This is a genomic window from Myxococcus sp. AM011, assembly GCF_013372595.1.
GTDB lineage: Bacteria > Myxococcota > Myxococcia > Myxococcales > Myxococcaceae > Myxococcus > Myxococcus eversor.
The window spans coordinates 1-23,650 of sequence record NZ_JABXEM010000185.1; the positions used below are offsets into that span (position 1 = coordinate 1).

At 68.3% G+C, this 23,650-nt stretch carries 22 protein-coding genes and 1 pseudogene; 15 read left to right on the plus strand and 8 right to left on the minus strand.

Annotated features, from left to right (window positions below; translation table 11 throughout):
• Nucleotides 1–116: 116 nt before the first annotated feature.
• Genes dapF through HUW62_RS31620 form a run of 3 tightly spaced genes read left to right on the plus strand, consistent with a single transcriptional unit; the run spans nucleotide 117 to nucleotide 4,375 of the window.
• Complete coding sequence (gene dapF, locus HUW62_RS31610) at nucleotides 117–968, plus strand: diaminopimelate epimerase (protein WP_176436523.1); 852 nt, start codon at nucleotides 117–119, stop codon at nucleotides 966–968.
• 38 nt (nucleotides 969–1,006) lie between these two features.
• A complete protein-coding gene (locus tag HUW62_RS50105) occupies nucleotides 1,007–2,857 on the plus strand; it encodes a response regulator (RefSeq protein ID WP_163862101.1) in 1,851 nt (616 codons plus the stop codon).
• A gap of 18 nt (nucleotides 2,858–2,875) precedes the next feature.
• Nucleotides 2,876–4,375, plus strand: coding sequence for a DUF4388 domain-containing protein (locus tag HUW62_RS31620; protein ID WP_163862103.1), 1,500 nt, complete (start codon nucleotides 2,876–2,878; stop codon nucleotides 4,373–4,375).
• A 3-nt stretch (nucleotides 4,376–4,378) separates the two neighbouring features.
• On the opposite strand, the gene HUW62_RS31625 is transcribed toward HUW62_RS31620, so the two are convergent.
• On the minus strand, nucleotides 4,379–4,858 hold the full coding sequence (locus HUW62_RS31625; RefSeq protein ID WP_163862107.1) for an FBP domain-containing protein: 480 nt from the start codon (nucleotides 4,856–4,858) through the stop codon (nucleotides 4,379–4,381).
• 273 nt (nucleotides 4,859–5,131) lie between these two features.
• On the opposite strand from HUW62_RS31625, the gene HUW62_RS31630 reads away from it, so the two are divergent.
• Nucleotides 5,132–6,199: a fatty acid desaturase gene (locus tag HUW62_RS31630; protein WP_176436524.1), complete on the plus strand. Its 1,068-nt coding sequence runs from the start codon at nucleotides 5,132–5,134 to the stop codon at nucleotides 6,197–6,199.
• Nucleotides 6,200–6,206: 7 nt separating this feature from the next.
• Here HUW62_RS31630 and HUW62_RS31635 read toward each other — a convergent pair whose 3' ends face one another.
• A complete protein-coding gene (locus HUW62_RS31635) occupies nucleotides 6,207–6,770 on the minus strand; it encodes a bacterioferritin (RefSeq protein ID WP_163862112.1) in 564 nt (187 codons plus the stop codon).
• Between the two features lie 146 nt (nucleotides 6,771–6,916).
• On the minus strand, nucleotides 6,917–7,660 hold the full coding sequence (locus HUW62_RS31640) for a DUF6600 domain-containing protein (protein ID WP_163862115.1): 744 nt from the start codon (nucleotides 7,658–7,660) through the stop codon (nucleotides 6,917–6,919).
• A 157-nt stretch (nucleotides 7,661–7,817) separates the two neighbouring features.
• On the opposite strand from HUW62_RS31640, the gene HUW62_RS31645 reads away from it, so the two are divergent.
• From HUW62_RS31645 to HUW62_RS31685, 9 genes are all read left to right on the plus strand, one after another.
• Complete coding sequence (locus HUW62_RS31645) at nucleotides 7,818–8,504, plus strand: hypothetical protein (RefSeq protein ID WP_163862120.1); 687 nt, start codon at nucleotides 7,818–7,820, stop codon at nucleotides 8,502–8,504.
• Nucleotides 8,501–9,241, plus strand: coding sequence for a hypothetical protein (locus tag HUW62_RS31650; RefSeq protein ID WP_163862122.1), 741 nt, complete (start codon nucleotides 8,501–8,503; stop codon nucleotides 9,239–9,241). The genes HUW62_RS31645 and HUW62_RS31650 overlap by 4 nt, the downstream gene beginning before the upstream one ends.
• Before the next feature lie 119 nt (nucleotides 9,242–9,360).
• The gene (locus HUW62_RS31655) at nucleotides 9,361–9,726 is read left to right on the plus strand and encodes a hypothetical protein (protein WP_176436525.1); all 366 of its coding nucleotides are present in this window, start codon (nucleotides 9,361–9,363) and stop codon (nucleotides 9,724–9,726) included.
• Nucleotides 9,727–9,825: 99 nt separating this feature from the next.
• Nucleotides 9,826–10,053 (plus strand): YtxH domain-containing protein, encoded by a 228-nt coding sequence (locus tag HUW62_RS31660; RefSeq protein WP_240356101.1) that lies wholly within the window; start codon nucleotides 9,826–9,828, stop codon nucleotides 10,051–10,053.
• Nucleotides 10,054–10,168: 115 nt separating this feature from the next.
• A complete protein-coding gene (locus HUW62_RS31665; protein WP_176436526.1) occupies nucleotides 10,169–12,157 on the plus strand; it encodes a sigma-54-dependent Fis family transcriptional regulator in 1,989 nt (662 codons plus the stop codon).
• 246 nt (nucleotides 12,158–12,403) lie between these two features.
• A complete protein-coding gene (gene adh, locus HUW62_RS31670) occupies nucleotides 12,404–13,924 on the plus strand; it encodes an aldehyde dehydrogenase (RefSeq protein ID WP_163862131.1) in 1,521 nt (506 codons plus the stop codon).
• On the plus strand, nucleotides 13,924–14,358 hold the full coding sequence (locus HUW62_RS31675) for a DUF779 domain-containing protein (RefSeq protein WP_163862134.1): 435 nt from the start codon (nucleotides 13,924–13,926) through the stop codon (nucleotides 14,356–14,358). The genes adh and HUW62_RS31675 overlap by 1 nt, the downstream gene beginning before the upstream one ends.
• A gap of 199 nt (nucleotides 14,359–14,557) precedes the next feature.
• Nucleotides 14,558–14,947 carry a hypothetical protein gene (locus HUW62_RS31680; RefSeq protein ID WP_163862137.1) on the plus strand — a complete coding sequence of 130 codons (390 nt, stop codon included), beginning with the start codon at nucleotides 14,558–14,560 and terminating at the stop codon, nucleotides 14,945–14,947.
• 141 nt (nucleotides 14,948–15,088) lie between these two features.
• Nucleotides 15,089–15,892 carry a hypothetical protein gene (locus HUW62_RS31685; protein WP_163862140.1) on the plus strand — a complete coding sequence of 268 codons (804 nt, stop codon included), beginning with the start codon at nucleotides 15,089–15,091 and terminating at the stop codon, nucleotides 15,890–15,892.
• Nucleotides 15,893–15,957: 65 nt separating this feature from the next.
• Here the strand turns inward: HUW62_RS31685 and HUW62_RS31690 are convergent, their stop codons facing one another.
• From HUW62_RS31690 to HUW62_RS31710, 5 genes are read right to left on the minus strand one after another with little or no spacing between them, the layout of a single operon-like run.
• Entirely contained in the window at nucleotides 15,958–17,469 is a 1,512-nt protein-coding gene (locus tag HUW62_RS31690; protein ID WP_176436527.1) for a peroxidase family protein, read from the minus strand.
• Between the two features lie 31 nt (nucleotides 17,470–17,500).
• Nucleotides 17,501–18,034 carry an AidA/PixA family protein gene (locus HUW62_RS31695; protein ID WP_163862145.1) on the minus strand — a complete coding sequence of 178 codons (534 nt, stop codon included), beginning with the start codon at nucleotides 18,032–18,034 and terminating at the stop codon, nucleotides 17,501–17,503.
• Nucleotides 18,035–18,094: 60 nt separating this feature from the next.
• Complete coding sequence (locus HUW62_RS31700; RefSeq protein WP_163862148.1) at nucleotides 18,095–18,628, minus strand: AidA/PixA family protein; 534 nt, start codon at nucleotides 18,626–18,628, stop codon at nucleotides 18,095–18,097.
• Nucleotides 18,629–18,661: 33 nt separating this feature from the next.
• The gene (locus tag HUW62_RS31705) at nucleotides 18,662–19,840 is read right to left on the minus strand and encodes an FAD-dependent oxidoreductase (protein WP_163862151.1); all 1,179 of its coding nucleotides are present in this window, start codon (nucleotides 19,838–19,840) and stop codon (nucleotides 18,662–18,664) included.
• 42 nt (nucleotides 19,841–19,882) lie between these two features.
• Entirely contained in the window at nucleotides 19,883–21,646 is a 1,764-nt protein-coding gene (locus tag HUW62_RS31710; RefSeq protein WP_163862153.1) for an FAD-dependent oxidoreductase, read from the minus strand.
• A 466-nt stretch (nucleotides 21,647–22,112) separates the two neighbouring features.
• Between HUW62_RS31710 and HUW62_RS31715 the strand changes: the two genes are divergently transcribed.
• Complete coding sequence (locus HUW62_RS31715) at nucleotides 22,113–22,808, plus strand: SDR family oxidoreductase (RefSeq protein ID WP_163862158.1); 696 nt, start codon at nucleotides 22,113–22,115, stop codon at nucleotides 22,806–22,808.
• A gap of 153 nt (nucleotides 22,809–22,961) precedes the next feature.
• Nucleotides 22,962–23,650 (plus strand): annotated as a pseudogene (locus HUW62_RS31720) (hypothetical protein); the annotation flags it as partial.

Consider the following 23,650-nt stretch of genomic DNA (forward strand, 5'->3'; position numbering starts at 1 on the left):
CCATCCCCCAGGTCAAACCCCCGCGCACCGCCGTGCCCGCGCTCGACATGCCCGACCCGACACCTCCGAAGAAGGCGGACGAGCGCGAGTGACGGACCACCGCTAGGATTGCGACCGTGGACGTTCGTGAACGCATCTTCAAGTACCAGGGCCTGGGCAACGACTTCGTCGTCCTCGACCGCCGCCAGTCCGGCGTCGACATCGACGCGGCGACCTCGCGCTGGATGTGCGACCGCCGGCTCGGCATCGGCGCCGACGGAGTCCTCGCGCTGCTCCCCTCCGAGCACGGCCTGGCCCGGATGGTCGTCCACAACGCCGACGGCAGCATCGCGGAGATGTGCGGCAACGGCCTGCGCTGCGCCGTGAAGTACCTGGTCGACCAGTCCGGGGAAAACCCGGGCCGCATCGACGTGGAGACGGGCGCCGGAGTGCTCACCTGCATGCCCGGCTATGGCGACGGCGGGGTGGTCGCGGTGGACATTTCCATGGGGCCAGCACGGCTCGTGGCCCCGAACCTCCCGTCGGGAGCCACCGGGAAGCCGTTCCTGGACGCTCCGCTGCCAGGGCACCCCGAGCTTCGAGCCTCCGCGGTGAGCATGGGCAATCCCCACCTGGTCCTCCTGGACCAGCCGCTGGAGGACGCGCCCCGACTGGGGCCGGAGCTGGAGCGGCACCCCGCGTTCCAGGACCGCACCAACGTGGAGTTCGTCCGGGTGGAGGAGGACGGCCTCACCGTCGCCGTCTGGGAGCGGGGCTGTGGGCTCACCCAGGCGTGCGGCACGGGGGCCTGTGCCTCGGCGGTGGCGGCGGTGCTGGCGGGCCGGCTGCCCTCGGACACCTGGCTGCGCGTCTCCCTGCCAGGAGGCAACCTGCGCATCCGCGTGCCCGCCGACCTGTCCGACATCCGCCTCCGTGGTCCTGTCGCCTTCGTCTTCGAGGGCGTTGTCGCGCTTGCTGGGGGCCGGTAACCTCCGACCTCCCCCTTCGCACCCGGGTCAGACAGCGCGTGGCCGGTCCCATTCTCGTCGTCGACGACGATCTGTTCTTCCGCCAGCTCGCCAGCGACATGCTGTCCCGTCATGGGCACCGTGTGGTTTCGGTGGAGAACGGCACGTTGGCGCTCGAGGAGGCGGCTCGCACGCCCTTCGACCTGGTCATCACCGACGTGGTGATGCCGGGCGTCGACGGCTTCGCGCTCACCGCGCGCCTTCGAGAGAGAGACCCGGACCAGGAAGTCATCCTGGTCAGCCAACGCACCGACGTGAAGGGCTCGGAGATGGCGCTGCGCTCGGGCGCGGCGGACTGTCTGGCCAAGCCCGTGGAGGAGACGGACCTGGTGCTCGCGGTGGACCGCGCCCTGGAGCGCGCCGCCCTGCGCCGGGAGCGCACCCAGCTGCGCGACGAGAACATCGAGTTCGCCCGCTTCCACAACCTGCACCAGCGCTGCCTGGAGCTCATCTCCCAGTCGGATTTGGAGTGGCTGCAGGAGCGCATCATCTCGGAGCTGTCCGCGGTGTGCGACGCGCAGAGCGCCGCGCTGTGGGTGCTGGACGACCGGGGAGACCTGGTGCTGCGCGCGTACCGGGGGCTGCTCGACAAGCAGTTCCTCGCGGAGAAGATGAACCCGGAAGGACCCCTGGCGGGGCGCCTGCGGGATGCTCAGCCGTGGTTCGCGCGGGATGAGCGCTCCGCGGTGCTGTACGTGCCGCTGATGGTCTCCGGGGAAATCGTCGGCCTCGCGCAGCTCTCGGACCCGCTGACCGGGGACTTCCGGCAGGAGCACTCGCGCGACGCCCGCGTGCTCGCGGACTTCGCCGCCGTGAGCGTGAAGAACGGCCGGCGGATGATGGCGCTCCAGCGCCTGGGCCTGAGAGACCGCGAGACGGCGGCCTACAACCTCAGCTACTTCACCGACTACGCCTCCAAGGAGATCTACAAGGCGCGGCGATACGGGCGGACGTTCTCGCTCTTGACCTTCTCCATAGACAACCTGCCGCTGGTGCGCGTGCGCCAGGGCGCGGCGGACGCGAAGAAGGCGGTGCGCGGCATCATCCGCGCGCTGAGCAAAATCATCCGGGACTCGGACGTCATCGCGAAGGCGAGCGACCAGGAGTTCTACCTGTTGCTGCCGGAGACGGACTTCTTCGGCGCGATGATGTTCGTGCGTCGCGCGGTGGCGGCGGTGCGCGAGGAGCCTGAAGTCCAGGACGTGGAGTCGCGCCTGCCGCTGGCCCTCGTGGGCGGTGCGAGCACCTTCCCGAAGGACGGCGAGGACTTCGACGAGCTGGTGCACCGTTGCCGTCGCCGCATGGACGAGCGTCGCGCGTCGCTCCAGCGCCGACTGATGCTGGACGGGCTGCCGTTCTGGGACGAGGTGGACCTGCTTCTGGGCACGCCCAACAGCCCCAGGCTGCCGGTGGACGAGCGCGCCGAGCCCAGCCGCCGAGGCAAGGTGGCGGATGTCCTCTTCGACGAGCTCCAGGCGGAGATTGCCCGCGAGCTGACCCGAGACCCGGGCACGCGCGGCCTCTTGTACGTGGGCGGGCCGGAGATTCGCGCGGACCTGCCGATAGCGGCCGGGCTGGAGTCGGCGCCGCCGGACCTGTCCTCGCGCATCTACCTGCTGGGCCGCCGGGTGGACCTGGAGTCGCATCCCGCGCTGACGCCCGTGTTCCTGGAGGGCGACGAGCGGGTGTCCCGGCACGAGTTCATCCTCTGGCTGTCGGAGAGCGCGGCGTATGCGCTCATCCAGCGGCGGGGGCGGGGCGCGACGTGGGGCTTCCACACCTCGGACACCGCAGTGGTGGACGGGCTCATCTCCAAGCTGCAGGCCGAATACGACCTGCAGCCCTACTGACAGGAAGCGGAGCGACCCGTGGCCCAGGTCCGGAAGATCCTCATCGCCGACCCCGACCTCGAGTCCGTGCGCGCGCTGTCCCGCGCGCTGCGCACCAAGGGCTACCAGGTGCACTACGCGCCGGATGGCTCGCGGGCGCTGGAGGTGGCGGTGCTGCGCCACCCGGACCTCACGTTGTTCGACGAGCACTGTCGGCTGCTGGAGGCGCGCACCTTCATCCAGATCCTGCGCACCAACCCGCGCACTGAAGACATCCCGGTGGTGCTCACGACGTCGAGCTTCGACGGGGATAGGTATCGCGGCCTGCGGGACGGCTACCTGCGCAAGCCCTTCAACCTGGACGAGGTGCTCAGCCGAATCGAGCACATCTTCCGGCGCAACGAGGCGGCCAAGGACCTCAAGGTCGAGCAGCAGGAAATCGAAGGTTCGCTCAGTCAGCTCAGCATCCCGGACCTGATGCAGCTGCTCGGGATGAACCGGCGCAGCGGGAAGCTGTCGCTGGAGCGGGGCAACGAGCGCGGTGAAATCCACGTGGTGGAGGGCCGCCCCGTGAATTCGAAGCTGGGGCGGGTGGAGGGCGAGAAGGCGCTGTTCCGCCTGCTGGCCTGGGGCGATGGGACCTTCACGTTCTCTCCGGGCGCCAGCGCCGCGAAGGCGCGCATCAACCGCGCCATGGACGACGCGCTGCTGGAGGGCATGCGGCAGTCGGACGAGGTCAATCGCCTGATGCCGGGCCTGCCCCCGCGCCACACGCGGCTGATGCTGGCGCCGGACGTGCCCTTCCAGCAGGACCAGCACCCGGTGACGGCGCAGGTGATGGACCTCTTGCGCCAGCCTCGCGCGCTGGGCGAGGTGCTGGACCTGGCGCCCGCCACGGACCTGGAAGTGCTCGGCGTGTTGTCCACGCTGATGCAGCGCGGGGTGGCGAGGCCGGCGGACGTGAATGGCACGGACGCCAACGCCAATGAGCTGCTGGGCGCGGCGGAGGTGCACGCGCTGCGGGGCCGAATCCTCCGCACGAAGGCGCCGTCGCGGGTGGCCACCGCCAAGATTTTCGTGTGTGGCAGCGGCGCGTCCGCCGCGCGTCGGGTGATGGCGCGCGTGCCGGGCCTGGAGGCGCTGTCGGCGGAGCCCACCGCGGTGAAGAGCGGCTTCGGGACGCTGGGCCGGCTGGTGCTGAGCGAGGTGCTGCGGCTGGACTTCTGCATGCTGCCCCCCGCCGAGGCGGCCCGGCCCCTGTGGCGCCCCTTCAGCGCGGGCGCGGTGGGGGCGTTGCTGCTGGACGTGACAGAGCCGGCGGTGGGGCTGGCGCACTACCTGGCGTGGGAGGCGCGGATGCCCATCGTCGTCGTGGGCGCCGAAGTCCCGGCGGCGCTCCAGGGCGCACCCGCGGGCGCGCTGAGCGTCGTGGACGACCTGGGCGAGGCGCTGAGGTCCCTGCTGGTGCAGGCCCTCAACCCCGCGCCCATGCTGCCCGGCGTGACGCAGGTGCAGCGGGCCAACGCCTCCGTCGGGTAGTCGTCACCAGGCGGCGGGCGCGGAGGGCTTGGCTTCGATGCCGAGCGCCTCGTTCGCGAAGCGGAACATGCGCGCGCGCAGCTGGTCCAGCGCCTCCAGGGTGTGCCTGCCGGCGCGGTTGGCCGCGTCCTCCAGCTTCTCCTTGCAGCGCAGGTCGACGCAGAGGCTGATGCCCACGCGGACCTTGCTGTCCACGTCCGTGGTGAGCAGGTCCACCGTGTGCGACGAGCCGTAGTCGTGGCACCACTCGCACATGCGGGCGACGTCGGGCCCGCCTCTGTCACGCCGGAAGATGATGCCGATGGGCTGGTGGCTGCCAGGCGCGGAGAAGACGAGGTACACGCGCAAGCCGGACGTCTCCGTCCAGGCCACGTAGTCACGCACGAACAAGGGGAAGGTGAGGCCCGGCGGCATCTCGATGACGCGGCGGTCTCTCGGACGGAAGGACTCGATGAGGTCCCGGTCGGTTTCGATGCGGAACACGGGCTGCTCCTTGGAGAACGTCTGGACCTAACAGGCAGCGACTCCCGATTCTACCCAAACCCACCAGAAGGTCGGGCGCCGGGCCTCCCGGTCGCCAGGGGAGGAAGGGGGCGCGACCGTGCAAGCCATTACACACGGCGAACCGCGTCATCTCCGTCACGCTCCGTGTCGTTTCAACGGCTGACCCACGCGTGACATGGCGATGGGACAACGCTGGCTCCTCATCTCCGGCACCGGGCCGGACACACCCCACGCTTGTAGGAGCCCCTCTCAATGGAACGAGCCGCACCGCCGCCGTCGAGCAAGGAGCTCATTGCCCGGACGCGCCCCTTCGCCCTGCAGGACGTCGCGCGCTCGAGCTGGAACCTGGCGGCCACCTATGCCGCGCTCGCGGCGGCCGTGACGCTGGCGGTGGCCGCGCCCTGGTGGCCCCTGCGCGTCGTGGGGGGCGTGCTGGAGGCGCTCGTCCTCATCCGCGCGTTCATCCTCTTCCATGACGCCATGCACGGGGCGCTGTTGCCCTCCTCGCGCTGGGCGAAGGTCCTCTTCCACGTGCAGGGCATCCTGACGCTCACGCCCGCGCGCATCTGGAATGACACGCACAACCACCACCACGCCAACACGGCGCGCATCGCCGCGGACTCGGCGGGCACGTTCGCCACGTGGACCACCGAGCAGTGGCGAAATGCGTCCGGCTGGCAGCGGCTGGGCTACGCGGTGGAGCGCCACCCGGTGACCATCCTGCTCGGCTACGTCACCGCGTTCCTCATCAGCCTGTGCCTGGTGCCCTTCGTGAAGGACCCGAAGCGCTACTGGACGTCCGGGCTCGCGCTCGGCGTGCACGTGGCCCTGTCCGTGGCGCTCTGGGTCTTCTTCGGCCCCGCCGTGTACCTGTTCGCCTTCGTGGGCCCGCTGTTCCTCGCGTATGCCCTGGGCACGTACCTCTTCTACTCGCAGCACAACTTCGACGAGGTCCGCATCCTGCCGGAGCACCAGTGGACCCACGCGGATTCCGCGCTGGAGGCCTCCAGCTACCTGCGCTGCGGCAAGGTGATGGCGTGGTTCACCGGCAACATCGGCTACCACCACGTGCACCACCTCAACCCGCGCATCCCGTTCTACCGACTCCCCGAGGCGATGGCGGCCATCCCCGAGCTCCAGCATCCGCACGTCACGACGCTGAGCCCGCGCGACATCGCCCACTGCCTGCGGTTGAACCTGTGGGAGCCCGCCCTCGGACAGATGGTGAGCTATCGCGACGCCAGCGCGCGCGCCTGGGAGGCCCGGGCCGACGTGCCCGCCCGGAGCGCGGTCTCCTCCGAGGGGCACGCGGTGTCGTGAGCCGGCTTCAGTTGTTGAGCATCGGCTGACCCTGGTGCGCCACCAGCAGGTCATGCATGTCGTTGGCGTGCTCCTCCTCCTTGGCGAGGATGTCCTCGAGGAGCCGCCGCGTGGTGGGGTCCTTGTCCGAGAAGTAGCGAATCAAGTCGCGGTACGTCTCGATGGCGATGCGCTCCGCCACCAGGTTCTCCCGAATCATGTCCACCAGGTTCTGCCCCTCGACGTACTGACTGGAGCTGCGTGACAGCAGGCCGTCGGGGTTGAAGTCCGGGCGTCCGCCCAACTGGTTGATGCGCTCGGCGAGGCGCAGCGCGTGCTCCTGCTCCTCCCGCGCGTGCTCGCCGAACTCGTCCTTCACCGCCTCGCTGTGGATGCCCTGGGCGGAGACGTAGTGGAACGTGTAGCGCAGCACGCAGACGATTTCCGTGGCGAGCGCGTCGTTGAGCAGCTTGAGCGTCGTGTTCACATCGCCCTTGTAGTTCTCCGTGAGGGCACCTTCCTCCAGGTGCTCACGGGCTCTGCGGCGAATCTCCTGGAGGTCGCTGACGAAGGGCTGCGGGGTTGAGGGCATGTGCTGGGCTCCTTTCGGCCAATGCGTGACAGGAAGCTGGGACGTCGGGGGCGGGTTCGACCACCCTCGCTCGTGGCGTCCCGGGCCTGCCCGTCCCGCCCCCCGGAAGGAGCCTCCTGTTCGCTGGCTCCCGCGCGCCCTTCACGTCACCGCGCGGCGGCGTGAGGCCCCGCGATGGGCGGCTGCCCCGTGGGCGGAGCGATGGGCCCGGTGCGAGGCACGGGCGCTCCGGTGGCGCTCGCCACCTCGTCGGGCGTGGGGCCCACGTTCCACTGGCCCGTGCGTCCCGTCACGCGCTCGCCCACCGGCTGCGTCTTTCCCACCAGCGCGGCCTCCTGGCCAGGTGGAACCAGGTAGCGGCTGACATCGGGTTGCACCAGGTCGCTGGTGGCCACGAAGGTCCACGGCCTCCGGACATTCATCCCTGGCAGGGGCATGGGCTGCCAGCCAGCGAGGCCTTCTCCCCAGCGCCAGTCCACCCAGGAAGGGGCCCACTCGTCGTCGGGCCACCACACCCAGCCCTGAGAGGGCGCGACGAACCACCTGCCGAAGTGGAACGGGGCCCAGCCCCAGTCCCAGTCGCTCTGGAACGTCCAGCCCCAGTCGCTGAACACCCACTGGCCGGAGGTGGCGTAGGGCACGAAGTCCAGGCCCACGAGCTTCGCGTCGGGGCGCCATACCCAGCCGACCTCGGGGAGCTGGAGCCACTCGCCATATGGCGCCATCACATCGCGAAAGATGGAGATGTTGCTGCCCAGCGTCGGCGCGGTCGACTTCAACTGGGGACCGAATTCCTCGGGCCCCATGGCGCAGCCGAATGACGCCAGCAGCGCGCCCGCGCTCACGCCCCCCAGGCGCAGCCATCGCCAGGTACTCTTCCAGGTGCGCATCGTCGGCCCTCCTCGATGGGTATCCCGCTCGTCTCAGGATGTTCCTTCCCCTTGAACGCAGAGACCCTCGGGGGAGATGCCCTGGACGGCCCGGTCGCCCAGCACAGCCGGGCGCCTGGTTGACTTCCTGTCACCCGAGCAAGGCAGACTGCCTGGCGTGCGTCTGACAAAGCCCCTCGTCTCGTTCCTGCTGCTGACCCCGGCCGTGGCCCTGGCGGGAATGCCCAGCTTCTCGCTCACGGAAATCGCCGAGCAGCGGCTGGAGGCCATCTCCTTCTTCATCGCCATCTTCCTGCTCGTGTCGCTGGGCGTCTGGGGGCTGTGGAACTGGCTGCGGCGGGACGTGCCCCGGCTGCCCCGCTTGAGCTACCGGGCGGCGCTCGCGTTGGTGTTCCTGCTGGGGCTGGGCCTCCAGCTCGTCCTGTCGATGATCGCCGGTGGCCGCGAGCTGATGACGCCGGGCGCCTGGGAGAAGAAGGGCGTCACGTATCAGGTCATCCCCGCGCCGCCTCCCTCGGACGCGGAGCTGCTGGTCCAGGCGCGGCGTCAACGGTTGGATGAGCTGCGCGTGGCGCTGTGGGCCCATGCCGCCGAGCATGGCGGTGACTTCCCCCAGAACGACCAGGGCACCGAGCTTCCCGCCGCGCGCTGGAAGGTGCTCGGGGACTCCGGCCTGCACTTCATCTACATCGGCGGGCAGAAGGCGGACGCCCCCGCGGCTCCACTGGCCTACGAGCCGGGCCTCTTCGGACGTGAGCGCTGGGTGCTCTTCACCGATGGGGACCTCCGGCGCCTCCCCGTCGAGGACATCCACCGCGCGCTCGTGGCGGAGGGCGCGCCGTGACGTCGGGCAAGAAGGGAGTGCTCGTCCTGGTCGGCGTCTTCGCGGCGATGGTCTTCCTCTGCATGGGGCAGGTCTGGGTCCTGAGCGTGCCGTTCCTGCTCGCCTTCGGCTGGCTGTCCTTCCTCCAGCAGGTGGTGCCGGAGGTGACGCCGCGGTGGGGCGCCATCGTCGAGTTCCTCGTCGTCGCGGCGATGCTCGGCGCGGGCTCCCACCTGTTCCTCCGGTGGCTGTGGCGTCAGCTCCATGCCGGGGCACCAGAGGCCTCCACGTGGCGCCCACGCTGGAGCGTGTCGCTGCTGCTCGTGGGCGTCCTGCTCTTCGCCTCGACGATGGCCTCGGTGGGAATCGGGCACCACGTGGGCTGGCTGATGTCGGGGCGCGCGCGCCTGGTGCGCAGCTCGTGGCCCCAGTTCGAGCCAGAGGGCGCGCGGACCTCGGGCCGGTTGTGTGAAGAGGTCCGGGAGTTGGTCGACGCGGGCATTCCCGCCGAACAGCTCACGCGGAAGCTGTTCGCGAAGCCCTCGCTCCAGGCCCTGTTGGAGGCGCAGCAGGTCGTCTCGCAGGTGAGCCCCGAAGGCGAGCGGGTCATCATGGTGTCCGCGAGAGACCCCAGCGTCCGCGAGCGAAACGGCGCGCTGCGCTGCGTCCCCAAGCCGTCGGACAAGGAAGAGCTCGACTCGAAGACCCTGAAGCACTGGCCCGACGAGCCGGGCTCCGTCAAGAGCACCTCCCCCTGACGACGGAATCCGGGCGCGGGTGAAGGCCCGCGCGAACGGCTCTTTCCAGGAGTGCTAGTCTCATACTCCCCGTACGGGACCTGGACTGAAGCCCGGGCGGGTCACCTGGAGGAGCCGCTATGACTTCGCGTCGCGTGTCGTATCCCTGGAGCCTTGCCGTGGTGCTCACCTTCGCGCTCACCGCGCTGCCCGCCTTCGCGGAGTCCTCGGAGGAGGAGCTGGTCTCTCGCGAGGACTCCAGCAGCCAGAGCTCGCTGCTCACCTGTGGACCGGCCCGGTGTGGTGGGGACTGGAACTGCGAGGACAACTGCCCCGAGGCGGCCACCGCCGCCCGGATCCGGGTAGGTGTACTGGCACCAGAAGTTGACGCAGACGGCGGTGGGGGCCCTGGGTTGTGCACGGGCTACCGCTGCGGTGGCGACTGGAACTGCGTCTGCGAGGGCCTGCAGGGCACCTGCGGCTCCAATGGCTATTGCGTCTTCTGAGCCCGTGAGTCCGGCGAAAAGCCTGGCGGTGAGCACTTGGCAGCCGGCGGGTCGTGACTAGCTTCCCGCGCACAATGCGACACCGGGGCGCGATGCACGGTGTCGCCACGCGAGGAGCTGACGGTGCAGGCGAAGATTCTGGTGGCGCTGGTGGTGGGTTCCCTGACGTTCGGAGTGGGCTGCCACCGCAACACCCGTGAGAGCGCGAAGGACGACGCGGAGCGCGCCGCGGACAAGACCGAGGACGCCGCCGAGAAGGTGGGCGACAAGGTCGAGGACGCCGCCGAGGAAGCGGGCGACAAGATTGAGGACGCCACCGACAAGTAGTCACGTGACAGGCCCCTGGCCTCTCCGGACGCCGCACTGCGTTGGTTCAGCAGTCGCGTTTCGGGGAGGCCATGGGTTGCCGTCGGCGTGGGGACTGGCCGAATAATCACGTCCCATGGGAACGCTCACGCTCAGCGCCTCCGCGCACCTGTGGGAGCAGTTTCTCGTCGGCGCGCTCGATGGGGAGGTGGCCTCGATTCCAGAGGCCCCGCCCATCCTGTCGCGGTGGCAGCGCTCGCGGGCGCTCGGCGCTCCGAGCACGGGCCTGCCGGACGAGGGCCCGAGCGTCGCCGGTGTCGCGCTCATCGAGCGTCGCGCCCGCCTGGAGCCGGTGTGGCACGAGGTCCGCGACATCCTGGACCTGCTCGCCGCCGCGCCCATGCCTTCGGGGCGGGTGGCGCTCCTGGCGGACCGGGAGGGCGTCATCCTCGCCACGCGCAGCTCGGGCGGCGACTTCAGGGACCACGCGGACTACGTCCGACTGGTGGCCGGTGCCTGCTGGGATGAGGTGTCGCGCGGCACCAACGCGATTGGCACCGCGCTGGTGGAGTCCTCGGCCGTGGCCGTGGTGGGGCCCGCGCACTACGCGCAGCGGCACCATGGGCTCGTCTGCTACGCCGCGCCGGTGAAGGACCCGTTCGGCGAAGTCGTCGGCGTGCTGGACATCACGGGCCCCGCGAGCGGCGCGGACCCGCTGGTGCTGGTGGCGGTGGCGAGCATCGCCCACTCGGCGGAGGCGCGGCTGCGCGAGGTGGCATGGGCGCGCGTGGCGGCGGCGGCCCGAGGAGGGCTGGAGGCGCACCTGTCGCGCGAGGATGGCCCCGTGCTGCTCATCGAGCCGCCGGGACGCGTGCGGCGCCTCAACGGGGCGGCGCGCTCACTGCTCGGCATGGAGTCCTCGCGAGGGGACGTGTCGCCGGGGCGCGTGCTCGGCCTGTCCTGGCGGGCCTTGAAGGACGCTGCGCTGCGGGGGCATGCGCTGGAGGCGCGGCATCAGGCGTCGGGCGCGATGTGGCGGGTGCATGCGGAGGCGGTGGGGGAGGGCGACTCGGCGCTGGCGGTGCTGGTGCGGCTGGAGCCGCGCGCGACGCATGTCACGGCGCGGATGCGGCCCGTGGTGGCGGAAGTCATCCCCGATGAAGGCGCCTGGGCCCGGCTGAAGGGGAGTGACCCCGAGCATCGCGCCACGCTGCGCGAGGCCGCGCGGTTCGCGCCGACGACGCTGCCGGTGTTGCTCCTCTCGGAGACGGGCACGGGCAAGGAGCTGCTCGCGCGCGCGGTGCATGACGCGAGCGCGGTGGCATCCGGTCCCTTCGTCGCCGTCAACTGTGGCGCGCTCTCGGGCACGTTGCTGGAGAGTGAGCTGTTCGGCCATGCGCCGGGCTCCTTCACGGGGGCTCGCGCGGGTGGGGCGGATGGCAAGCTGGCCGCGGCGGATGGCGGCACGCTCTTCCTGGATGAGCTCGCGGAGATGCCCGCGGCGTTGCAGGTGATGCTGCTGCGCGTACTGGAGGATGGCGGGTACTCGCGCGCGGGCGAGTCGCGGGTGAGGCACTCGCGCTTCCGCCTCATCGGCGCCACGTGTCGGGACCTCGAAGCGGCCGTGCGCGAGGGCACCTTCCGGAGCGACCTCTACTATCGCCTCCAGGGGGCGGTGCTGCGGCTGCCTCCGCTGCGAGAGCGGGTGGACCTGCCGGAGCTGGCCCGCTCGTTGTTGACCGAGCTGTGCGTCGAAGGAGGCCATCCGCCGAGCACGCTGTCCGCCGAGGCGCTCGCGCGACTGCGGGCCCACGCGTGGCTGGGCAACGTGCGCGAGCTGAAGACGGTGTTGCGCCTGGCCCTGGTGCGAGCCGGTGGTGAGTCCGTGGTGAGCGCGGCGGCGCTCCCACCCGAACTGGGCCGGGCGTCCGCTCCCTCGCCCGCCGTCGAGCAGCAACCCGTCAGCGCCACGGGCCTGCGGGAGCTGGAGGCCCACGCCATCCTGGAGGCGCTGTCGCGCAGCGGTGGCAACGTGGCCCGCGCGGCGCGCCTGCTGGGAATCGCGCGCAGCACGCTGTACCGGATGGTGGAGCGCTTCGGCTTGAAGCTCCCTCCGCGCTCGTGACGCGGGCCGCTCGGCCGCTGTGAGCGAGGCCGGGCCCGCGTGCACTCACGCGCCCGCATCGGAACATTCCATCCAGGCGGTGGCACACCGGACGCGACACTGTCGCGAGGTGCGCCATGCGTGCGGACGAAGGTGTCGCATCGCGGGACACGACGCGCCGCGACGTCGTCGGTGCGGGGCATGGCATGCGTGCTGCTCTGGGGGACAGGGCTTCCACCCGCAGCCCCACCCGCAAGGAGAGCGTTCATGATCTACGCCGCCCCCAATCAGCCCGGCTCGAAGGTGAAGTTCAAGGCCCGCTACCAGAACTTCATCGGAGGTCGCTGGGTCGAGCCGAAGCGCGGGCAATACTTCGAGAACATCTCCCCCGTGACGGGACAGGTCTTCTGCGAGATTCCCCGCTCCACGGCGGAGGACATCGACCTGGCGCTGGATGCGGCGCACGCGGCGCGCGTCTCCTGGGGCCGCACGTCTCCCACCGCGCGCTCGAACATCCTGCTGAAGATCGCCGACCGGATGGAGCAGAACCTCGAGATGCTCGCCCTGGCCGAGACGTGGGACAACGGCAAGCCGGTGCGCGAGACGCTCGCGGCGGACCTGCCGCTGGCCATCGACCACTTCCGCTACTTCGCCGGCTGCATCCGCGCGCAGGAAGGCACGGTGGGCGAACTGGACCACGACACCGTCGCCTATCACTTCCACGAGCCGCTGGGCGTGGTGGGGCAGATCATCCCGTGGAACTTCCCCATCCTGATGGCGGTGTGGAAGGTGGCGCCCGCACTGGCGGCGGGCAACTGCGTGGTGCTCAAGCCCGCGGAGCAGACGCCCGCGAGCATCCTCGTCCTGGCCGAGCTCATCCAGGACCTGCTGCCCGAAGGTGTCCTCAACATCGTCAACGGCTTTGGCGTCGAGGCGGGCAAGCCGCTGGCCAGCAGCCCCCGCGTGGCGAAGGTCGCCTTCACGGGTGAGACGACGACGGGCCGGCTCATCCTCCAGTACGCGAGCGAGAACCTCATCCCCGTGACGCTGGAGCTGGGCGGCAAGAGCCCGAACATCTTCTTCGACGACGTCATGGCGCACGACGACGACTTCCTGGACAAGGCGATGGAGGGCTTCGCCATGTTCGCGCTGAACCAGGGCGAGGTCTGCACGTGTCCGTCCCGCGCGCTGGTGGGCGAGCGCATCTACGGCCAGTTCATGGAGCGCGCGCTGGAGCGCGTGAAGAAGATTCGTCCGGGCAACCCGCTGGACACGGAGACGACGCTGGGCGCGCAGGCGTCCAATGACCAGCTCGAGAAGATCCTCGGCTACATCGACATCGGCAAGAAGGAGGGCGCCAAGGTCCTCACGGGCGGCGAGCGCGTGAGCCTGCCGGGCGACCTCAAGGGCGGCTACTACGTGGCCCCGACGGTGTTCCAGGGGGACAACAAGATGCGCGTGTTCCAGGAGGAGATCTTCGGGCCGGTGGTGAGCGTCACCACGTTCAAGGACTTCGACGACGCGATGCGCATGGCCAATGACACGTTGTATGGCCTGGGCGCGGGTGTGTGGACGCGTGACACGAACACCGCGTACCGCGCGGGCCGCACCATCGAAGCGGGCCGCGTGTGGACCAACTGCTACCACCTGTACCCGGCGCACGCGGCGTTCGGCGGCTACAAGCAGTCGGGCATCGGCCGCGAGACGCACCGGAAGATGCTGGACCACTACCAGCAGACGAAGAACCTGCTCGTCAGCTACAGCCCGAAGGCGATGGGGTTCTTCTGATGAGTGATACCCGTGCCGGGCCCGGCGCGGGTGGGCAGCCGGAGCAGGAGGTGGCCCGGGTGGCGGTGACGCCCGAGGCCGCCGCCGTCATCCGCTCCCTGCGTGCCGCGAACGGGCCGCTGATGTTCCACCAGTCGGGGGGCTGCTGCGACGGCAGCGCGCCCATGTGCTACCCGGCGAAGGAGTTCCGTGTCGGCCAGCGGGACGTCTTCCTGGGCGAAGTCGAGGACTGCCCCGTCTACATCGGCGGCGCGCAGTTCGAGGTCTGGCAACACACGCACCTGACGCTGGACGTGGTGCCGGGAAGGGGCGCGGGCTTCAGCCTGGAAGCGCCCCTCGGCGTGCGGTTCCTCACGCGAAGCCGTGTCTTCACGGATGAGGAATACGAGCGCATGAAATCCCAGCCACCGCCGAGGCGTGGACCGCCGGAGTGAGCAAGGGACCCGGGCTTGAAACAGAGCCCGGGTCGCCCGCCACCCGTCAGTAACCCTTCATGTTACGGCGTGGTCAATGACAACCATCCCCTCAAACCAGACCCACGCGGTGTCATGAATACACCATTTACACTGCGTGGAAGTACTTATACACAGAGGCCGCCCCGAGTCAGGGGTAACTCGCAATGAGGGGGAAGTCATGAAGTCGTTCAATACGTTGGGAGTGATGGGAGTGGTGTGTCTGATGTCGGTGGGCTGCGGCGGGGAGTACACGCCGGAGGAGGCCGCCCAGAACCCGGAGATGGGTGAAGCAACGCAGGCCGTGGAGAGCGCGTTCATCGCTGGCGGTCAGACGCGTGACTTCTCGACCTGGCTGTTCGGCACGACGCCGTTCTATGTCCGGAACATGTCCGCCACCCGCTCCACGCGCTTCAACGCGTACTGCGGCGCGAACAACATCTCCATCCTGCTGGCGCCGAATCAGGTCTATCCCACGAGCCTGAACTGCGCCTGGCCCGGCGCGCGCCTGTACGTCCAGAACCAGGGCCTCAGCCCGACCCTGGATCAGATCTACGTCGAGACGCACTGAGTCGCGGCAAAAGCACACTCTTCGAGGTCGTGCTTGGGGGAGCTTCCGCGAGGGGGCTCTCCTTTCGTGCGTGGTCACTTCTCCGGCGGTCCTCAATTCGTGGCAGAATCGACAGGCTCCTGTTCGCACGGAGGACTGTCAATGGCCGGGCGCCCCCTCGATGATTCCCAGCGGAAGAAGTTCCTCGATGTCCTGACCCAGATGGGAGGCTCGTCCGGCAACACCAGTCTGATGAATGAATTGGGCTGGTCGGAGGCGGAGTATTGGCGCCTGCGGGATCAGCTCCTGGAGGATGGCCAGATTCTCCGGGGCAGGGGACGCGGCGGCAGTGTGGTGCTGGTCAAGGAGGAGAAGTCCCCGGAGGTGAATGTCCTCACCGGGCCCCTCCCTGGAACGGCGGCCTCCGCCTCCCTGTTGGACAGGACCGAGGCGGACCTCTACGGCCCCTGCCTGGAGGTGCTGCGCGAGAAGTGGACCAAGGAGCGCGGGCTCCACGACGTCCACATCGAGATTACGGCCAACCAGGGCAACAGGAAGACAGGCGGCGTCTGGACCCGGCCGGACATCACCGCCATCAGCATGCGCACGTTCTCGCACTGGCCCGGGCGCACGTTCGATATCTGGACGTTCGAAATCAAGCCGCGGTGGGAGTTCAACGTCACGGGCATCTTCGAGGCCGCGGCGCACGCGAGAACGGCGACCCACGCCTTCGCGCTCCTGGAGCTGCCCCTCAATCCCGATGACTCGGACAAAGCCCGCCTCACCTCGGAGGCGCAGCGGATGGGCGTGGGGTTGATTCTCTTCCAGGACCCCACCGACTTCGAGACCTGGGACTTCATGGTGGACCCCGTGCGCAAGGAGCCGGACCCCTCCCTGCTGGAGCAGTTCGTCGTCACGCAGCTCTCCGAGACGGCCCGCACGAAGCTGCTCCGCTGGGGCAAGTAGCCCCAGGTGGGTGAGCGTCTCCGGGCCCGATACAGAGCCCGGAGACAGTCGTGCCTGGGGGAACCTCAGGAGGACTTGTACGCGTCCGCGATGCGCAGCAGGTCGACGATGGTGAAGTCGCCGCCCGTGCCGTAGGTGGGTTTCCAGCCCTTGTTGTGCAGGAAGGACTGGGGGTCGTTGATGAGCACGCTGAAGAACGTCTCACCCACGATGCGACCGCCCACGGGCCCGAGGAAGCGGCCCTGGTTGGCGAGCTTCGCCTCCTTGAGGATGTAGAACCAGAGCGGCGCCAGCGTGCTCCCCCAGCTCGTCGGCAGGCCCAACTGGGAATTGGAGTACTGGGTCGTCCCCAGCGCCTTGGCGACCGTCTGTCCCGCCGGCAGGGTGAACTCATTCTGGCGCAGCAGGTTGCGGCCCGGCAGCGACAGGTAGAGCGGATCCGGCTTGCCCTGGTACTGGGGATTGTCGAAGCCGGGGATGAGGGCCTGGGGCAGCTGAAGCAGCTCCGACGCCACCAGCGTGTCGAACAGCTTGACGCCCTGGGGCGTGACGCGCGAGTCGGTGTTGAAGAAGTACTTCCAGTCCACGCGCTTCTCCGGGCTCAGGAACGTCCCGGGCTGGTGCAGGTCGAAAATCTGCGCGCCCTTGTAGTTGTCATTGACCTGGTAGAACTCGCGAATCGTCGCGTGGCCCATGCGGTAGGCGGCCGCGGAGAACTCGATGGGAATCGCCTGGAGGTTGGGCGGGAAGTACTGCGGGCCCTGACTCACCAGCTTCCCATACAGCTCATCCCCGACGAAGCGGCGCACGAAGTCGTGGTAGACAATCCACTGGTAATGCCAGCGCACGCGCTGCGACGCCTCGGTGAAGAGCGCCCCTCCAGAGAACTGGCTCGACAGGTCCTTGACCACCTGATTGTGGAACTTGATGACGGCCAGATGGAGCTGGTCGACGAACATGTTGTCGTCATTGCGCGGGTCCCCGATGATGGCCGTGCCCTGTGAATTGCGGAGCACGTCGCCGTCCGGATTGTCGGGCCGGCCGAACAGCAGCGTGGCGCCGTCCTTCTGGTCGAAGAGGAAGGCGTCCTGCACGGGCCCCCGGCCGTAGATGTTGCCCAGGTCCAGGGTGGGGGTGATGGCATCCCGCGTCTGGTTGGGTTGGGTGTCCCGACCATTGATGTTCGAATAGACGTCGAACGTCAGGTCATGGTCCAGGAACTGGCCCAGGAACGTGTAGCCCGCGGGGATGGTGGGGTTTTCCTGGGGGACGCCCTGGCTCTGGTTGGCCACATCCATGGGGCCGCCAGGCAGGGTGAGCGCCCGGAGGTCCTCCACGTTGAAGAGGGAAGGGCCCAGGTCCGGGAACATGCGGAAGAAGTCGGAGACGATGGGGCCGTTGTCTCCGCTCAGCGACTGCGCCGACTTGCTGGAGACGGCCGTGCCCACGCCGCCGTGGGGGCGCACCAGGTTGCCGGAGGGCGCCTTGGACAGCATCGCGTTTCCCGCACCCCGGTGGAACGGACAGCCGCTCCCAGGGAGCGCGGTGTGGCCCGAGGGCCGGTTCTTGTCACTCATGATGGGTCTCCTCGTGAATGGGAAGCGCGGCCTATGACGTGATGGTGATGTACGGGTCCCACGAGTAGGTGCCCACCTTGTTGCCCTGGTTGTCCGTCACCTGGAGATAGAGCTGGTAGGTCACCCGCGCGCCGGGGAGCGTGGCGGTGGGCAGCATCGCGGTGGACTGGAAGAAGAAGTCCACGTAGGGCTGCACGTTGAAGCCGCTGCTCTGCCCGCCTGATACCTCGGGGACTGGCACCTTGATGTGGGACACCAGGGGCTGGGGCTGGGTGATGCACTGCGCATTTCCGGAGACAGTCATCTTGTAGAGCAGGGCGCTGTAGCGCGTGTTGAGCGTCAGCGACGCCAGCCGCCACCGGAGGTTGTCGTTGGTCTTCGCGGCGACCGTCAGCTCCGGTATCGCCTCCGCCCCCACGGCCGAGTCCCGCCGGACGAGCATGTACACACAATCCGCGATGGACACCTGGGGGTTGTCGAGAGACGCGTTGGGGCCGTGCAGCTTGACGACCTGGTCCACGTCCACCACGGTGAGCACATCAATGAAGCCGCTGTTCAGTCCCATATCGCATCCAAGCCTTTCGAAGGAAGAAGTCAGACACCGTCGGCGAGCCAACCGGTGACGTCATGAGGTGATGGAGATCTGCGGATCCCACGAGAAGTAGCTGAGGATGTTCCCGTCGTTGTTCGCCAGGACGAACGAGAACTGGTACGAGACATTGGGAGGCGAGGGGTTCACCGCCGTCGCCTGGAAATAGGCGTCCGTATAGGTCTGCGTCTGGTTGATCGTCACCTGGGAGCCATTCACCGACGGGAGGGGCACCGTCACCGTGGGCTCGATGAGGCCAGGCTGGGTGATGAGCCCTACGCCTCGGATGATGTTGCACTGGCTGAGCGCGACGCTGAAGCGGGTGTTCCCGGTCAGCGAAGTGATGCGCCAGCGGATGTTGTTGTTGGTGTTGAGGGTGATGACCAGGTCATCCGTGGCCTGACCGGAGAGCACCTCGTCCTGACGGACGAACATGTAGATGTAGGGCGTGCTCTCGCCCAGGGACACGGGCCTGTTGGAGTCCGTGCTGAACTGCCCCTGGTAGGCATTGTAGATGCTCTCCGCATCCACGACGACGAGGACGTTGGCTGTATTTTCAGTATCCGGCATGGACCACTCCTGATTGAGACGGGGTGAGAGGGCTCAGCGGGGCCGCAGGATTCCGGGGCGCTGGATGGAGAAGGGCTGGATGTTGAACTGGGTGACGCCCGTCAGCGCGAGCTCGGCGAGAATCTTCCCGAGCAGCGGGGTGAACTTGAACGCCTGCCCCGTGTCACCGGTGAACAGGAGGATGTCCGGATGGCCGGGCAGGGCATCCAGCACGAAGTTCAGGTCCGGGGTCATCGTGTAGAGGCAGCCCACGGGGTCCTGTGCCAGGGATTGGAGTCCCTGGAAGTGCGCCCGCATGAAGGTGTTGAGCAGCTCCACCATCCGAGGGTCCGCCTGGGGCGGCGAGGTGGGCGGCAGCGGGGACTTCTGGAAGGTGAAGTCCGTGCCCACCTTGAGGCGCCCGGGCGTCAGGAGCGGGGGCAGGCCGTAGTAGGTCGTCTGGTCATCGCCAGGGAACTGGGGTGCGCCGAAGTAGAACCAGAGCGGGTAGTTGTACTGGGATTGGGCCACCGTGAAGTACGCATACGTCATGGTCCAGATCTCCAGCTCCAACTGGAGGTTCAGGCTGTCGAGCACCGGGTTCGTCCAGGCGGAGGGCACCAGGATGAGCTTCTTGCCGGTGTAGTCCCCTTGCGCGGTGGAGACGGTGACCTGTCCCGGCGCATCCTGGATGCGGCTGACCGTCCGGCGGGGAATCATGGTGACGCCCTGCTTGCGACAGAGCTGGGCGAGGGCCTGCAGGGCCCGGTCCGCCGCGATGACGCCCGCCTGGGGCTGCGCCAGTCCGACGACGTCGTCACTCAGCCCCTTGAGCGCGGGGTAGCGCTCCGGGAAGTCCGCCGCGGTGAGGCGGGTGAAGGGCAGTCCCTGCTCCTCGAGGACGGCCTGGGAGTCCTTGAGGTCGCCCTCGGGCGTGTTCACCCCGCTGGGCGGGCCGAAGAACAGCAGGGACGTGTCGTTGAGGATGCCGTCGAGGCCGCTGTCGTCCTCCAGCTCCCGCCAGAGCGGATAGGCGGATTGCGCCAGCAGGGACAGGTGAGGATTGGAGTACATCACCCGGAAGAAGCGGGACTCTCCCTTGGAGGAGAAGAAGTCGTTGTCGAAGTCGAACTGGTCCAACAGGAGGACCTTCTTGCCGGCCTTCGAGCACCACCAGGCGGCGGACAGGCCAATGGCGCCCGCGCCCACGACCACCACGTCATAGGAGTCCATGTTTGCGTTGCTTTCGTTCTGGAGGGACGGAGGTGTCTGGCTTTACCAGCCGAGGTAGTACTGGCTGTCCAGCCAGGAGGGCCACGCGAGCCCGAAGTGCGCCTGGAGCATCTTCTCCGCCTCGCAGAAGGCGCCTTCCACCCAGCCCTGCTGGTCCGAGTACGCCTCGCCGCAGATGTGGAGGCGCTCCGCGGGGTCCGGGCGGCGCATGAAGGGCATCACGTCGCGCACGCTCACCCCGGCCTGCCACGCATGGTAGCCGCCGCCGTAGGGGTCATCCGTCCAGTTGCGGAAGTAGGAGACATACGGGTCGGGGACGGGGTTCTCCGGGCCGTGCAGCTCCCGGAGCTGGTGGACGGCCTCCTGGACCATCACCGCCGGAGCCTGGAGGGACTCCACCTGGGCCAGGGACTCCGAGGATGCCAGTCGCGTGGCCCGGGGCTTGAAACGCTTCAGGTTCCGCTGGGGAGAGGCCATCAGCGCGGACCAGAAGGGGGTGGTCCGCATGTCGTTGTAGCTGGCCAGCAGGATGGAGTGGCTGTTCGAAGGGTCGGTGCCGAAGTAGTAGCACTGTCGCATCGGCAGGTCGGTGATGGACTCGCCCGCCAGGGCGTTGAACTCTTCGTGCCACCAGGGAGACTCGAAGCCCATCAGGAGCTTGAACGACGGCTCGGAGATGACCGAGTCGAGGTTCTTGCGGACCTGTTCGCTCACCTCCGGCGTGGCGAAGAAGCGGTCCGCCTCCAGCAGCTCCAGGGCGCGGCGGGGCATGGCGAGGACGACGGCCTTGGCGTACACCGTCCAGCTCTTGCCGCTCTGGGCATTGGCCACCGTGAGGATGTATTTGTACGGGCTGCCGCCTGGCGCCGGGTCGATTCGCCGCAGGCCATTCTGTCCCCAGAGGTGGGCGCGCTTGCCGCTGGGGTCCTGCGCGAGGAAGCGCTGCGCGAGGACATTGCCGACCTGGTCATAGCCGCCCGCCAGCGTCTGGTACTTCACCTCCGCGTTGGAGAAGTCGCCCACGAGGTAGGGGAAGGCCTCCGCGGCGTTCCAGTTGATGGTGTTGGAGTAGTACCCGCCAGCCACGGCCAGGAACTCGTAGGCCTCCTGGCCCACCTGGTCCTTGATGAGGTTCCAGAAGCCCAGGTCATTGACCTTCAGGCCGTCGTACGGACCTGGTTGGTGATAGGTCAGGTTGGGTTTGACGTCATCCCATTCGCGGGCCGTCAGGGTGAAGGCGTAGTCATAGGGCGCCGTGAAGGTGGCCTTGCCTGGATAGTTCTCCCGGAACCACGGGTCCGCCATGAGCACGTCGTAGATGATTTTGTTGAAGAGCTGGTCCGAGGTGAAGCCCACCACCGCGTCGGGTAGGAAATAGCGCGTCTTGTACGTGCGGCGGTCGGCCTGGGCGTTCTCCCATTCGTTGGCCTTGAAGCGCTGCCCGCGCAGGTAGCGGTAGTGATTGCTGTCGTCGCCCAGGGGGAAGTCGATGGGAGTCACCTCCTCTGTGAAGACCTTTGTGATGAGCGAATTGACAATCTCATGCGATTGCAGATAGCGCATGCCGCCAATCTCCGCGGCCAGGGAGATGCCAGGGAGGAAGACGGATTCGATGCGCCCACCCAGGCGCTCGCTCAGCTCGAAGATGTGGACTGTCTCGGGGCGGACGCCCTCGGGGGCCAGGTCTCCCACGAGCAGTCTCCAGCCTGTATAGAGGCCGGAGACGCCGGCGCCGATGATGGCCACGTCGAGCTGGAGCCCATCGTCCATTCCGGTGTCCATCGCTGGTGGGTTGACTCGTGACATGTCTGCCTCGTGGGGGAGGGTGGGATTCGCCTTGCGTCGGCCCGGTCCACTGCAATGGGTGTACCGAGGTCCTTTCTGCTCCTGGGTGTCTGTCTTCAAGGACATGCGGGGCAGGGGATGCGGCCTTGACGCGTCACGCGAATGGATTTGGGAGGTCCCGGGGCGTCGCCGCTGGGGAATCGCTGACGTGTCAGGCTTCAGTCGGACGCGTCAGCGCCCGCGGACCGTGGCGGCGTGGCTGCGTCAGCTTGGACTCGCCCCGTCAGGCGAGCGACGCGGGGAGCGGCGCCCGGACGGGCCAGTCCTCCACCCATGTCGCTTTTCGATGAAGTGCGAATTTCTCCATATTATGATCATCATACGGTGGACAGGGGCACTCGGGAGCCCGCCTGCCCGTCCATTTGACGTTCATCCATGGGGTCGCCCGGATTTTTCCGTCCACCCCGTCACGCCGGAGTCGAGTGTCATGCAGGTCAAGAATGCTGTCGCCCTGGTCACTGGTGCCAATCGCGGGTTGGGGCTCGCCTTCGCGAAGGCGTTGCTGGAGCGGGGGGCTCGCAAGGTGTACGCGGCGGCCCGGGAGCCCTCGAGCGTGGAGCTTCCAGGGGTGGTGCCCGTCCGACTGGACGTCACCCGCCCCGAGCAGTTGGAGGCGCTGGTCCGCGAGGCGGGCGACGTGACGCTGCTCATCAACAACGCGGGCATCCTGAAGGGCACGAGCCTCCTGGGCACGGACGCGCTGTCCGCCGCGCGCGCCGAACTGGAGACGAACTACCTGGGGCCCCTGGCGACGAGCAGTGCGTTCGCGCCCGTGCTGGCGAAGAACGGCGGGGGCGCCATCATCAACGTGCTCTCGGTGCTCAGTTGGGTGGCCTTCCCGGGTTCGGCCAGCTACAGCGCCTCGAAGGCCGCCGCCTGGGCGCTGACCAACGGATTGCGCAAGGAGCTGGGCACCCAGAAGACGCAGGTGGTGGCCCTGCACGTCGGCTACATGGACACCGACATGGCGGAGAAAGTCACCGCGCCGAAGTCGAGCACCGTCGAGGTGGTGCGGCTGACGCTGGATGCGCTCGAGGCGGGCCAGGACGAGGTGCTCGCCGACGAGGTGAGCCGCAACGTCAAGCAGGGCCTGTCCGCGGGCGTCTACCTCCAGCGCTCGTGAGCGAGCCGCGGAGCTTACTCCAAGGCAGCCACCGCGCACGCCGTGTCCAGCCCGCTGGAGTGAGAGCGGGCCCACGCGCGGGGCGAAGTGTCATGGGCTGTGCGGGGAAGGCTATGGTGTCTCCAGGCTCGAATGTGAGCCTGGAGACTTCGCATGTCGCAGTGTCGCTTCGCGTGGTTCGTGGTGATGGTCGTCCTGACGGGGGCGACTTCGGCCTGGGCAGACGAGCCTCCCGTTGAAGCGCTGGTGCCTCCGCCGCGCACGGGGTGGCGCGTCCAGGGCCTGCCGCTGCTCAACTTCAACAGCGACGAGGGGTTCGGCTACGGCGCGAGGCTCCTGCTGGTGGATGCGGGAGATGGCACGTACCGGCCTTATCGACACTCCCTCATCGCGCAGTTCTTCCAGACGACGCGGGGTGTGGCCACCCATCGGCTGATGATGGATGCGCCGCGCTTCTTCGACTCGGACTGGCGGTTGGGGTTGGACCTGAGCTTCATCAACGAGCGGTTCTCGCCCTACTTCGGCCAGGGCGCCGCCGCCGGATACGAGCCGGACTTCGCCCAGTGTGACGACCGGGAGCAGTTGGAGGACGCGCGGGATGTGTGCGCGGGCAATCCCTCATTCCGGGGCCTGCGCTACTACAGCTTCGAGCAGCGCACGCTGCCGAGCGTCGTGTTCAACGCGCGGCGCACCCTGAGAGGGCCACTGCAGGTGTCCGTGGGCTATCGCTTCCGCCTGACGCGGATTCGCTCGCGCTACAGCGCGAAGGACCTGGGGCAGTCGCGGGACTCGCGGCTCGAGGAGGATGCTCGGGCGGGGCTGTTGACGGGGCTGGAGGCTGG